The following is a 12,020-nucleotide window of genomic DNA, read 5'->3' as shown; positions in this document are numbered from 1 at the left end:
GGCCACGACCCGAGCGGCGGAAGGCGGTGGGGACGATGGAACTCCCCCTGGTCGTAGGCGTGGACGGATCGGACGCCGGGCTGCGCGCCCTGGACTGGGCGGTGGACGAGGCGGCCCGCCACGGGCTGCCGCTGCGCCTGGTCCACGCCTCCCAATGGGAGCGCTACGAAGGCGTCGCCCCACCGGAACACGCCCCCGCCGAACAGGCCATCGCCGACCGCGTCATCGGCACCGCCGCGGAACGGGCCGCCCGCCGCAACCCCGAGGTCGAGATCTCCGTCCAGGTGCTGGCCGACGACCCGGTCACGGTGCTGCTGCGCGAGGCGCCCTACGCCACCGCCGTGGTCCTCGGCTCCAAGGGCCGCGGGGAGTTCGCCGACCTGCTGCTGGGCTCGGTCAGCCTGTCGGTGGCCGCCCGCGCCGCGCACCCCGTGGTCGTCGTCCGCGGCGACAAGGCCGGCCTGGAGAGCGGCCACGACCGGGTGCTGCTCGGCGTCGGGGACACCGCACCGGGCTCCCCGGCCGTCCGCTTCGCCTTCCGGGAGGCCGAGGCCCGCGGCTGCGTCCTGGACGCCGTCCGCGCCTGGCGCTGCCCCGCCTACGAGACCGCCGACCGCGCCGAGCGCGCCGCCGGGCCCGAGCACCACTACGAGCAGCGGGCGTCGGCGCTGGTCGACGCGGCGGTGGCGGCGGAGGCCGAGGAACACCCGGCGGTGCGCGTCCGCCGCACCACCGTCGAGGGGCCGGCGCACAAGGTGCTGATCCGCCGGTCCGCCGCCGCGGACCTGCTGGTCCTCGGCGCCCGCCACCGGCACGGCCACTTCGGGCTGCAACTCGGCCGGGTCGGGCACGCCGCGCTGCACCACGCCGCCTGCCCGGTCGTGGTGGTCCCGCGCCGCTGAGCCGGGCCGACCCTCACGCGGGGTGCCCGTACGGCGCCAGCACCGCCCGCTCGATCCGCCGCCGCACGTCCGCCGCCAGTGCAGCCAGCGGCGCGGAGACCGAGGCCGTCACCGGCACCGGCGAGCGGATCGCGCGGGCCGCCGCCGGCAGCTCCGCGAGGTCCGCCGCCAGCCGCGCCCGGGCCTCCGCCAGCGGCGTCCGCGGCGCACACCGCACCCCCTCGCGCAGCAACGTCTCCAGCAACGGCACGCTGCCCGCCGGCACCGGCTCCTCGGCCAGCCCGATCACGTCTTGGCACCCCCGGTGCCGGAACACCTGCTTGCGGCCCGGCGCGGTGACCTTCGCCGCCGACAGCTTCATCACCGGCCGCCCGTCGTAGGCGACCAGCTTGTACGCCGAGTCCAGGTACGGCGCATCGGCGCTCACCCCGACCCGGGTGCCCACCGCGAACACGTCGATCGGCGCCCCGGACCGCACCAGGTCGTCCACCGCGAACTCGTCCAACCCACCGCTGACCACGATCCGCACCCCCGGCAGCTCGGCCCGGTCCAACATGGCCCGCGCCCGGACCGCCAGCGCCCCCAGGTCGCCGCTGTCCAGCCGGATCGCGGAGCCCTCGGCGCGGTCCAGGGCGTGCAGCACCCGGGCCGCGGCCGCCACCCCGGAATCGACGTCGTAGGTGTCCACCAGGAACGTCACCGGACCCGGATGGGCCCGCGCGAAGGCGGTGAACGCGCTCTCCTCGTCCTCGAACGCCTCGACGTAGGAGTGCGCCATGGTGCCGACCGCCGGCAGTCGTTCGGCGTGCGCCGCCGCCACGTTGCTGGTCCCCGCGAAGCCCGCCATCGCCGCCAGCCGCGCCGTCCGCAGCCCCGCCTCCGTCCCGTGCGTCCGCCGCAGCGAGAAGTCCACCACCGGTCGGCCGCGGGCCGCCAGCACGCACCGGGCGCACTTGGACGCCACCGTCGTCTGGTGACTGAGCTGGTTCAGCACGAAGGTCTCCACCAACTGCGCCTGCGGCAGCGGCGCGGTGACCTCCAGCAACGGCTCACCGGCCAGCACCACCCGCCCCTCCGGCACCGCCCGCACCTCCCCGGCGAACCGCATCCCCAACAGCGGCGCCAGCTCGGCGGTGGGCCGGCGGAGCGCCTGCGCGAACACCTCGACGTCCTGCGGCCCGACCCGGAAGCGGCCCAGGAAGTCGAGCACCGACTCCACCCCGGCGGCGACCAGGAACCCGCGGTCGGCGGGGAGCTCCCGGACGAAGCAACTGAAGGTGGCCGGCCCGGTCATCCCCTCGCGCAGATACGACAGGGCCATGGTCACTTCGTACAGGTCGGTCGTGGTCGGACCGGCCGTCGTCGGCTCCGGCATCGCCGGCTCCTTCCCGGGCCCCGCGCGCCGGCGGACGCCTCCGCACGGCCCGCGGCCGGCCCGTGGGCGGACGTCAGGCCAGCTCGTCCGTCCAGCCGTAGAGGGTGTGCCGCTCGTGCCCGGGGGGCGCGGCGCCGACACCCGCCAGGTCGCGGTCGGCCAGCTTGATCAACTGTCCGGCGAGGTCCTTCATCGCCCGGCCGGCCGCCAACTCGTCGCCGATCACCGGGACGTCCGGGTCAGCGGGGTTGCAGCGGGCCCGGCCGTGCCCGGTCAGCGTCCGGGTTCCGGTGTCCAGCTCCGCCCGCGCCCGGGTCGTCCCGTCCTCCTCGGTGAGGACCAGCCGGACCGGCCACTCGGTGGTCTTCGCCATGGCTCACCTCCGCGGTGTCCGCCGGGGCGCCCCGTCTCCTCGCCCCTGCACCCATTGTTGGGAGAAACGGGACGGGGCGCCTGTCCGTGGGGCCGGATCGCAGACCGGGGGCCGGGGCTGCGGAACGGGACGGCCCACTCACTCGTGCGGCACGATCGCCACCGGGCACGGCGCGTGATGCACCGCCGCATGCACGACGTGCCCGATCCGCGACGCCGGGAAGTGCAGCTTGTGCCGGCGCCCGACGACCAGCAGCGCGGCGTCCGTGGCGTCCCGCAGCAGCGCCCGCGCCGGGCCCTCCAGCTCCACCCGGGGGGCCACGGACACCTCCGGGAACGTCTCCCGCCAGGGCCGCAGCGCCGCCACCAGCTCCTCCCGGGCGTCCGCCGCCGTCTGCTTCGCCACGATCGGCTCGACCCCGCCGCCCCGGTTGTACGCGAACGACGGCAGGTGCCGGCCGTGCACGACGCGCAGCGGGGCGCCCCGCCGGGCCGCGCTCTCGAACGCGAACTCCAGCAGCGCCGCACACGGCTCGTGCAGGCTCAGCCCGACCGCCACCGGGGCGTTCGGCGCCGGCGCCGCCGCGCCCGCCCGGGACCGCACCAGCACCGTGGGGGTGCGGGTGTGCGCCACCACCTTGAGGCCGATCTCGCCCAGCACGTACCGCGCCATCGCGCCCAGGTCCCGCGAGCCCAGGACCAGCAGGCTCGACTGGTCCGCCGCCTCCTCCAGGGCGAGCTGCGGGTCCTTGCTCACCAGGCACTCGTCCACCGGCAGGTCCGGGTGGCGGTCCCGGACGGCATCGTGGACGTCGCCGAGGATCCGGTGCGGCCAGTAGTTCTGCTCGTCCTCCCCGGCCACCCCGTCCTCAGGCTCCGGCGCCAGCAGCACCCAGGCGTGCAGCAGCCGCAGCCGGGCCCGCCGCAGCCCCGCCTCGTCCGCTGCCCAGAGCGCGGCCGCCGTCGCCTCGGGCGTTCCGTCGACGCCCACGGTGATCACGTCCTGCATGACCTCACCTCGTTCCCGGTCCACCCACCGCCGCCGGACGCCGTGGCGCTCCCCACCACGGCCCGCGGTGCGCAGCACCTCCAGTCTCCGCCGAACCGGCCCCGCTCGCCGTGCCTGCCCCGACCGCGGTGCGTGCGCCCCGGGTGACGGGCGGTGGCGCCCGCCGGAGGGCGCGGCCCCTCGTGGCCCGAGAATGGCCCACAGGCCGCGCCAACCCGCCACGGCCTGCCGGTCATTGAGGCCCGCACCCACCACGACCCACGGGAGACCACCACCGATGAACCCCGCACACGCCACCACCGACCACGTCTTCACCGTCCCCCTGGACCACGCCGCCCCCGACGGCGCCACCCTCCGGGTCTTCGCCCGCGAGTTCGTCGACCCCGCCCGCGCCGGCGAGGAGCTGCCCTGGCTGCTGTTCCTCCAGGGCGGGCCGGGCGGCAAGTCGCCCCGCCCGACCGGCACTTCGCCGGGCTGGCTGGCGCACGCCCTGAAGACGCACCGCGTCCTCCTCCTGGACCAGCGCGGCACCGGCCGCTCCACGCCGCTCACCGCCCGCGCCGCCGCCCGCTTCCGCGATCCGGCCCAACTGGCCGCCCACCTCGGCCACTTCCGGGCGGACTCGATCGTCGCGGACGCCGAGCTGATCCGCCGCGCGCTGAGCCCCGACCGCCCCTGGGAGACCCTCGGCCAGAGCTACGGAGGCTTCCTCACCCTCACCTACCTCTCCCGCGCCCCGGAAGGGCTCCGGGCGTGCTACGTCGCCGGCGGACTGCCGGGCCTGGCCGCGACCGCCGACGAGGTCTACGCCCGCACCTTCCCCCGGGTCCGGGACCGGGGCCACGCCTTCTACGCCCGCTACCCCGACGACGCCGGGCGCCTGCGCCGCATCGCCGACCTCCTCGCCACCCGGGACGTGCGGCTCCCCGACGGCGACCGGCTCACCGTCCGCCGCCTGCGCACCCTCGGCCTCGTCCTCGGCATGGGCGACGGCTTCGAGCGCCTGCACTGGCTCCTCGACGAAGCGCTGGACGACGACGGCGAGTTGACCGACACCTTCCGCTACCAGGTGATGGCCCTCACCGGCTTCACCGACAACCCCCTCTACGCCGTCCTCCAGGAAACCCTCTACGGCCAGGGCGCCGGCCCCACCGCCTGGGCCGCCGACCGCGCCCACGCCGCCCTCCCCGCCTTCGCCGAGGACGCCGACCCGCTGCTGCTCACCGGCGAGATGGTCTATCCCTGGATGTTCCGGGACGTCCGCGGCCTGCGGCCGTTCGCCGAGGCCGCGGAACTCCTCGCCCGGCGCGCCGACTGGCCGCCGCTGTACGACCCGGCGCGCCTGGCCGCCAACACCGTCCCGGTCGCCGCGGTCGTCTACCACGACGACATGTACGTGGACGCCGGCCTGTCCCTGGACACCGCCCGTACCCTCGGCGCCGCCCGGGTCTGGGTCACCAACGAGTGGGAACACGACGGCCTCGCCGCCTCCGGCGACCGGGTCCTCGCCCGCCTGATGGACCTGGCCGCGGGGCGCGCCTGAGCCCGTCGGGCGGGCGAGGGGGAACCGGACCGTCCCGCGTCAGCGGAGACGCTGGAGCGCGTCGGGCGTGAGGTCGGCCAGGGTCGGGTAGCCGTCGACGGCCATGAGCAGATCGGCCTCGGCGAGCAGCGAGCGCAGGACGTGCACGATGCCGTCGGCGCCGTCCAGGGCCAGGCCGTAGGCGTAGGGGCGGCCGACGCCGACGGCGGACGCACCCAGGGCGAGCGCCTTGACGACGTCCGTGCCGGAGCGGACGCCGGAGTCGAACAGGACGGGCAGCCCCTCCGCCGCCTCGACCACCCCGGGCAGGCAACGCAGCGCCGGCAGACCGCCGTTGGCCTGCCGGCCGCCGTGGTTGGAGCAGTAGATGCCGTCCACGCCCCCGTCCCTGGCGCGGCGGGCGTCGTCGGCGTGGCAGATGCCCTTCAGGATCAGCGGCAGGTCGGTCAGCGACCGCAGCCAGGGCAGGTCGTCCCAGGTGAGGGGGTTGCCGAAGAGCTGCGCCCAACGCAGCACCGCGGCCCCCGGATCGTCCTCGGGGGACTTGGTCAGGCGGGAGCGGAAGACCGGGTCGCTGGTGTAGTTGGCCAGGCAATGGCCGCGCAACTGGGGGAAGTTGCTGACGGCCAGGTCCCGGGGGCGCCAGCCGGTGACCCAGGTGTCGAGGGTGACCACGATGCCCTTGAAGCCGGCGGCCTCGGCCCGGCGGACCAGGCTCTCCGCCAACTCCCGGTCGGTGGGCGTGTAGAGCTGGAAGAAGCCGGGAGTGGCGCCGAACTCGGCGGCCACCTCCTCCATCGGATCGACGGACAGCGTGGAGGCGACCATCGGCACGCCGGTCCGGGCGGCGGCCCGCGCGGCGGCGAGGTCCCCGTGGCCGTCCTGCGCACACAGCCCGAGCACGCCGACCGGGGCCATGAACAACGGCGAGGGCAGCCGCAGGCCGAACAGCTCGACCGACAGGTCCCGTTCGCTCGCACCGACCAGCATGCGCGGCACCAGGCCCCACTCCCCGAAGGCGGTGACGTTGGCCCGCTGGGTCTGCTCGTCCCCGGCACCCCCGGCGACGTAAGACCGCACCGACGGGGGCATCGCCGCCTGCGCCGGCGGCTCCAACTCGGCGTAACTCATGGGCAGCCGCGGTACCACCCCGCGCAGCCCGTCGAAGTAGATCTCGTTCTGGTAATCGGCGAACGCCACGATCCGCTCCTCCTGGTCCCGACCTGCTGACTTCCGCGGCCCACCCGCCCCATGCGAGCGGGCCCGCCGCTCCCTACAGTGCGAGACTGGTCATCGGGATGAGGGAAATCGCAGGAATCTCGCCAAGAGGCGGCCACGAATGCAGGAAGCTGTCACGGACGCCACACCACTCAGCGAGGACGACCTCGCGCTGATCCATGCGCTCCAACTCCGGCCGAGGGCCTCGTGGACCGAGCTCGGCCGCGCCCTCGCCGTCGACCCGGTCACCGTCGCCCGCCGCTTCCACCGCCTCACCGAGCACGGCACGGCCTGGGTCGGACTCTCGCCGGGCCCACGGATGCTGGACCGGATGTGCGTCTGCTTCGCCCAGATCGACTGCGCCCCGGACACCACCGCCGCCGTCGCCCGGGCCCTCGCCGGCCACCCCCACATGCTCACCATCGAGCGCTCCGCCGGCGCCCACGACATCCTCGCCACCGTCGCCACCCGCGACCTGCCCGCCCTCTCCCGCTACACCCTCGACCTGCTCCCGCACGTCCCCGGCATCACCGCCGTCGACGCCCGGATCGTCACCCACATGTTCACCGAGGGCGGCCGCTGGCGCATCGCCGCCCTCGCCCCCGACCAACGCGCCCAACTCACCGCACCACCCCCGCCCCCAACGCCCCGGCGCGGCCCCGGCGACCTCACCACCGCCGACCGCGCCCTCCTCACCTGCCTGGCCCGCGACGGCCGCGCCTCCTACCAGACACTGTCCACCGCCCTGGGCGTCAGCCTCTCCACCGTCAAGCGCCGCATCGAGCAGCTCACCCGACTCGATGTCCTGCGATTCCGCTGCGACTTCGCCCGCCCCCTCGGCGGCTGGCCCGTGGCCCTCACCTTCTGGGCCAAGGTCCCGCCCGCCGACCTGCCGGCCGTCGGCCACGCCCTGATCCGCCTGCCCGAGACCCGCAACTGCGCCGCCGTCAGCGGCCCCCACAACCTCCTCGTGCAGGCCAGCCTCCACTCCGTCACCGACGCCCTGCGTCTGGAGACCCAACTCGCCACCGCCCACCCCACCCTGGACATCGTCGACCGCGTCGTCACCCTCCGCCACGACAAACTCCTCGGCCGCCTCCTCGACCCCCACGGCCGCTCGATCGGAGTGGTTCCCCCCGACGTCTGGGCCGAGCCGCACATATGACGCCCCGTCAATGTACTTGTGGGCGCCGTGGTGTGACCGTGACCGTGACTGTGACCGCGGCCCCGTTCCCGCGTGCGGGACGTCGGAACGGGCACCGCGCCGGCGCTGCACACCCTGGGACGGCTGAAGTTGTCGATGCGGAGGGGGAGTTGAGGGTCCCGGTGGTGCGGCACTCCCAGGCGTGCTGCACCGTGTCGCGGGGCGGGGCCGTCACCGCACCCCGTCGTCGCCGTCCCCGTCCCCGTAGTCGCCCTCGCCGCGTCGCGTGCTGGCCGCGCGGCGCAGCCGTTGCAGGCGCGGGTGTTGGGGCCGGCTGTGCTCGGTGACCGCCTCGCCGACCATGGCCGTCACCGCGTCCCGCAGTCCGTGCAGGGCGTGTCGCGGGGCGCCGGCGCCCGGGTCCTCGCGCAGTTCGGCCAACAGTGCCCAGCACAGCGCCAGCATCACCAGGACGAACGGCAGCGCCACCAGGATCGTCGCCGTCTGGAGCGAGCTGAGCCCGCCGGCGATCAGCAACACGGCCGCGACCGCGGCCATCAACACGCCCCACAGGACGACCAGCCAGGTCCGCGGGTGCAGCGCGCCCCGACTGGTCAGCGAGCCCATGACGAGCGAGGCGGAGTCGGCGCTGGTCACGAAGTACGTCATCACCAGCACCATCGCCACCCACGAGGTGAGCGTGCCCAGCGGGAGGCTGTCCAGCAGCCCGAACAGGGACGCCTCGGCGCCCTTGGCGACCATCGACGCCAACTCGGCCCGGCCGTTGGCGTCCAGGCGGATCGCGCTGCCGCCCATGACGGAGAACCAGACCATGGTCGCGCCGCTGGGGACCAGCAACACCCCGATGAGGAACTCGCGGATGGTCCTGCCGTGCGAGATGCGGGCCAGGAAGGTGCCGACGAACGGCGCCCAGGACAGCCACCACGCCCAGTAGAAGATCGTCCACTGGCCCAGCCAGGCGGGGTCGGTGAAGGCGCCGGTCCGCGAGGCCATCGGCAGCAGTTCGCTGAGGTAACCGCCCAGGCTCGCCGGGATGGTGTTCAGCACGTACACGGTCGGGCCGGCCACGAAGACGAAGACCATCAGCAGGGCCGCCAGCGCGATGTTGAGGGTGCTCAGCCACTTCACGCCGCGGTGCAGCCCGGAGAAGGCGGAGGCCACGAAGGCCGCCGACAGCGCGGCGACGATGATCAGCTCCAGGGTCCGGGAACTGGGCGCGCCCGCCGTCAAGTTGAGGCCCTCGGCGACCTGGAGGGTGCCCAGGCCCAGGCTGGTCGCGGTGCCGAAGACGGTGGCGAAGACGGCGAGCAGATCGATCGCCTTGCCCGGTCCGCCGTTGGCCCGCCGCTCGCCGATCAGCGGGACGAAGGCCGAACTCAGCCGGTTGCCCCGGCCCTTGCGGAAGCCCGCGTAGGCCAGCGCGAGGCCGGCGACGCCGTAGATCGCCCAAGGGGTGAGCGTCCAGTGGAAGAAGGAGTACTCCATGGCCGTGCGGGCGGCGCTCAGCGTCTTGGCGTGCACGCCGGAACCGGGCGGCGGCGACACGTAGTGCTGGAGCGGTTCGCCCACGCCGTAGAACATCAGGCCGATGCCCATGCCGGCGCTGAACATCATCGCGATCCAGGCGAGGTTGGTGAACTCCGGCTCCGCGTCGTCCCGGCCGAGCCGGATCGCGCCGAACCGGCTGAACGCGATGACGACGCACAACACCAGGAAGAAGTCGGCGCCCACCACGAACAGCCAGCCGAAGTTGGCGAATACCCAGTGCAACGCGGTGTCCGAGACGGTGGCGAAGTTGTCCTTCCCGATGGACGCCCACCCCACCACCAGCAGGACCGCCACCACACCGATGGTCACGATCGTGGGGTCCGGGGGCTGTTGTGGGGGCTTCTGGTCGGGGGCGACGGGATACGAGGGCTCCGTGCTCATGGCGCCCCACTATGGTGCGGAATGCGGTGATTTGCGGGGCTGGCGCGCCGTTCGGGCCGGTGCGCATCCCATCTGGCCGGTGGGCGGGGCGGGCCGCTCGGCCGACTCCCCGCGGGCGCGCGGTTCAGGGGCGGCGGGCCGCCCAGGCGATCCGGCGGCCCCGGACGATCAGGTCGTCGCGGTGCAGCACGGACTCGGGGGCGTCCACCGCCAGCAGCCGGTCGAGGGTGTCGAGGTCGTCGGCGGCCAGTTGGTCGGCGAGGCCGTGGCGCAGGGTGCGCAGGACGCCGTGCGCGTAGCGGTGGGCGGCGGGTGGCGCGGGATGGATGTCGAAGGTGAAGGCGCGTTCCGCCACGTCCGCGAATCCGGCCCGCTCCAGATGGGGGCGCCAGTTCGGGTACGCGTTCCAGCGCGCCCGCGCCATGGCCTCCTTACCGCGCGCCTCCAGACCGGGGCAGCCGATGCCGAGGTCGTCGGGGAGGAAGCGCGGCATGCCGTCCATCTCGATGACCACCAACAGGCCGCCGGGGCGCAGCGCGCCGTGGAGGTCGCGGAGCAGTCGGTCCGGGTCCTGGGCGTGGTGCAGCGACGAGGCCAACCACGCGAGGTCGACGGCGCCGATCTCGGGCCAGGCGACGTCCAGATCGGCCGGGACCACGCGCAGCCGTTCCGCCAGCCCCTGGGTGCGTGCCGTCGCCGCGACGCGGTCGAGCATGACCGGCGAGCGGTCGACCGCGACCAGCCGCGCCCCGGGGAAGCGGCGGGCCAGCGCCGCCGTGCCGGTGCCGGTTCCGGCGCCCACGTCGACGATCGCCCGAGGGGCGGCCCTCGTCTGCCCGCGGACCCAGCCGGTGACCTCGTCGAGGAACGGGCCGAGCACCTCCGCGTCGAGGTCCAGCAGGTCCGCCAGACCGGCCTCGTGGTCGCGGTGCTCCTGGTGCTCCTCTGGCTGCTTGTGGTGGTGGAGGTGCTGGTCGTGCCGGTGCGGTGTCATGCCTTCACGCTAAGCGCGCCGTGCGCGAAATGCATACACTCTTGCCCATGGAGCAAGAATTGGATCTGGACGCCGTGATCCGCCGACGGATCCGCGGGCTGCGGCGGGCCCGCGGCTGGACGTTGGACGCGCTCGCCGCCCGGTGCAACCTCAGCCCGTCCAACCTCAGCCGCATCGAGACCGGGCGCCGCAGGATCGCCCTCGACCAGTTGGTCCCGATCGCCCGGGCCCTGGACACCACGCTGGACCAGCTCGTGGAGTCCGACGAGGACGAGGACGTGGTGATCCGGCCGCAGCCCTGCCACACGCCGGGGATCACCAGTTGGCTGCTGTCCCGCGAGCGCTCGGTGCACGGGGTGACCGTGGCGAAGATGCGGATCACCCCCGAGCGGCCGACCGGCCCGGAACACCTGGCGGTGCACCCCGGCAGCGAGTGGTTCACGGTGCTGTCCGGCACCGCCCGCCTCCAACTCGGCGAGCGCGTCCTGCTCATCCAGGAGGGCAACGCCGCGGAGTTCTCCACCATGACCCCGCACTCCGTCGGCGCGCACGAAGGCCCAGTGGAGATCCTCACCCTCCTCGACCACAACGGCGAACGCGCCCACCTGCACGGCGCCGACGAGGCTTGAGGGGACAGGGGCGACGTGCGCGCGGCGCACGCTGCGGGACCCCTCTAGGCTGCCGCCGTGAACGACGACACCACACGAGGGATACGGATCAGGCCCGGCGAACCGTCCGACGCGCCGGCCGTCTTGGGGATGCTCGACGCCGCGGTGGCCTGGATGAACGCGCGCGGCAACACCGAGCAGTGGGGCACGACCCCGTATTCGCGCAAGCCCGGCGGGGTGGCGCGGGTGGAGCGGTACCTGACCGAAAACGAGCCGCACATCGCGGAGTTGGACGGGGTGCCCGTCGGGACCCTGGTGCTGGACACCGGCCCCAACCCGCAGGTGCCGATCCCGCCGGCGGGCGAAGCCGAGCGGTTCGTCCGGCTGTTGGTCTCCGACCGGCGGCAGGCCGGCCGGGGCGTCGGGGCGGCGCTGCTGGCGCACGCCGTTGCGGAGACCCGGCGGGCCGGCGTGGCGCTGCTGCGGGTCGACTGCTGGGCGGGCGGCGGGGGCGAACTGGTCGCGTACTACGAGCGCAACGGCTTCACGCCCACCGACGCTTTCCTGGCCGGCAGTTGGCCGGGGCAGGTCCTGGCGATGCGGGTCGACTGACGGCGCGGGTGCGGGTGTTGGCGGTGCGGGCGCGCGGGAGGCACGAGTGGTCGCGAGCTGAACCAGGCGGTGCCGGGCGCCCGTTGCTGTCCCGTGCGTGACGTGCCGCGCGGCGCCGGCCGTCAGGGGCGCACCCGGCGGGCGCGGGGCTCCGGGTAGCGCTGCTCGGCGCGGTGGCCGCGTTGGTATACCGCAGCCAGGCCGCCGGCGTCATCGCCGCGGCCCGCTTCGCCGGGCCGGCCGCCCCGGTCCTCGCCGTGCGCCCGCGGACGGACGCCGGCTCGGCGCCCGCG

The 12,020-nt window shown here is 74.7% G+C and carries 11 protein-coding genes; 5 read left to right on the top strand and 6 right to left on the bottom strand.

Annotated elements, in window-relative coordinates; all coding sequences use genetic code 11:
* Nucleotides 1-35 precede the first annotated feature (35 nt).
* On the top strand, nt 36-902 hold the full coding sequence (locus tag PV796_RS06460) for a universal stress protein (protein ID WP_274911947.1): 867 nt from the start codon (nt 36-38) through the stop codon (nt 900-902).
* A 13-nt stretch (nt 903-915) separates the two neighbouring features.
* Here the strand turns inward: PV796_RS06460 and PV796_RS06455 are convergent, their stop codons facing one another.
* From PV796_RS06455 to PV796_RS06445, 3 genes are all read right to left on the bottom strand, one after another.
* Nucleotides 916-2,277 carry a nicotinate phosphoribosyltransferase gene (locus tag PV796_RS06455; protein ID WP_274911946.1) on the bottom strand — a complete coding sequence of 454 codons (1,362 nt, stop codon included), beginning with the start codon at nt 2,275-2,277 and terminating at the stop codon, nt 916-918.
* A 73-nt stretch (nt 2,278-2,350) separates the two neighbouring features.
* On the bottom strand, nt 2,351-2,650 hold the full coding sequence (locus tag PV796_RS06450) for a DUF1876 domain-containing protein (RefSeq protein ID WP_274911945.1): 300 nt from the start codon (nt 2,648-2,650) through the stop codon (nt 2,351-2,353).
* A 138-nt stretch (nt 2,651-2,788) separates the two neighbouring features.
* Nucleotides 2,789-3,658 (bottom strand): universal stress protein, encoded by an 870-nt coding sequence (locus PV796_RS06445; RefSeq protein ID WP_274911944.1) that lies wholly within the window; start codon nt 3,656-3,658, stop codon nt 2,789-2,791.
* 277 nt (nt 3,659-3,935) lie between these two features.
* Here PV796_RS06445 and PV796_RS06440 point away from each other — a divergent pair, with 277 nt between their 5' ends.
* The gene (locus tag PV796_RS06440) at nt 3,936-5,201 is read left to right on the top strand and encodes an alpha/beta fold hydrolase (protein WP_274911943.1); all 1,266 of its coding nucleotides are present in this window, start codon (nt 3,936-3,938) and stop codon (nt 5,199-5,201) included.
* A 39-nt stretch (nt 5,202-5,240) separates the two neighbouring features.
* Here the strand turns inward: PV796_RS06440 and PV796_RS06435 are convergent, their stop codons facing one another.
* Nucleotides 5,241-6,401, bottom strand: coding sequence for an alpha-hydroxy-acid oxidizing protein (locus PV796_RS06435; RefSeq protein ID WP_274911942.1), 1,161 nt, complete (start codon nt 6,399-6,401; stop codon nt 5,241-5,243).
* Between the two features lie 139 nt (nt 6,402-6,540).
* Between PV796_RS06435 and PV796_RS06430 the strand changes: the two genes are divergently transcribed.
* A complete protein-coding gene (locus PV796_RS06430) occupies nt 6,541-7,584 on the top strand; it encodes an Lrp/AsnC family transcriptional regulator (protein WP_274911941.1) in 1,044 nt (347 codons plus the stop codon).
* Between the two features lie 210 nt (nt 7,585-7,794).
* On the opposite strand, the gene PV796_RS06425 is transcribed toward PV796_RS06430, so the two are convergent.
* On the bottom strand, nt 7,795-9,513 hold the full coding sequence (locus tag PV796_RS06425; protein ID WP_274911940.1) for a BCCT family transporter: 1,719 nt from the start codon (nt 9,511-9,513) through the stop codon (nt 7,795-7,797).
* Between the two features lie 124 nt (nt 9,514-9,637).
* A complete protein-coding gene (locus tag PV796_RS06420) occupies nt 9,638-10,507 on the bottom strand; it encodes a class I SAM-dependent methyltransferase (protein WP_274911939.1) in 870 nt (289 codons plus the stop codon).
* A 47-nt stretch (nt 10,508-10,554) separates the two neighbouring features.
* On the opposite strand from PV796_RS06420, the gene PV796_RS06415 reads away from it, so the two are divergent.
* Both PV796_RS06415 and PV796_RS06410 read left to right on the top strand, forming a co-directional pair.
* Entirely contained in the window at nt 10,555-11,136 is a 582-nt protein-coding gene (locus PV796_RS06415; protein WP_274911938.1) for a helix-turn-helix domain-containing protein, read from the top strand.
* A gap of 57 nt (nt 11,137-11,193) precedes the next feature.
* Nucleotides 11,194-11,727 (top strand): GNAT family N-acetyltransferase, encoded by a 534-nt coding sequence (locus PV796_RS06410; protein WP_274911937.1) that lies wholly within the window; start codon nt 11,194-11,196, stop codon nt 11,725-11,727.
* Nucleotides 11,728-12,020: the final 293 nt, after the last annotated feature.

The organism is Streptomyces sp. WZ-12, assembly GCF_028898845.1.
Lineage (GTDB): Bacteria > Actinomycetota > Actinomycetes > Streptomycetales > Streptomycetaceae > Streptomyces.
This window is presented reverse-complemented; position numbering and strand designations above follow the sequence as displayed.

Excerpts from the sequence above, each read along its gene's own strand:
- PV796_RS06420 (WP_274911939.1), bottom strand. The coding sequence starts at position 10,507 with ATGACACCGCACCGGCACGACCAGCACCTCCACCACCACAAGCAGCCA.
- PV796_RS06450 (WP_274911945.1), bottom strand. The coding sequence starts at position 2,650 with ATGGCGAAGACCACCGAGTGGCCGGTCCGGCTGGTCCTCACCGAGGAG.
- PV796_RS06415 (WP_274911938.1), top strand. The coding sequence starts at position 10,555 with ATGGAGCAAGAATTGGATCTGGACGCCGTGATCCGCCGACGGATCCGC.
- PV796_RS06445 (WP_274911944.1), bottom strand. The coding sequence starts at position 3,658 with ATGCAGGACGTGATCACCGTGGGCGTCGACGGAACGCCCGAGGCGACG.
- PV796_RS06430 (WP_274911941.1), top strand. The coding sequence starts at position 6,541 with ATGCAGGAAGCTGTCACGGACGCCACACCACTCAGCGAGGACGACCTC.
- PV796_RS06455 (WP_274911946.1), bottom strand. The coding sequence starts at position 2,277 with ATGCCGGAGCCGACGACGGCCGGTCCGACCACGACCGACCTGTACGAA.
- PV796_RS06460 (WP_274911947.1), top strand. The coding sequence starts at position 36 with ATGGAACTCCCCCTGGTCGTAGGCGTGGACGGATCGGACGCCGGGCTG.
- PV796_RS06440 (WP_274911943.1), top strand. The coding sequence starts at position 3,936 with ATGAACCCCGCACACGCCACCACCGACCACGTCTTCACCGTCCCCCTG.
- PV796_RS06425 (WP_274911940.1), bottom strand. The coding sequence starts at position 9,513 with ATGAGCACGGAGCCCTCGTATCCCGTCGCCCCCGACCAGAAGCCCCCA.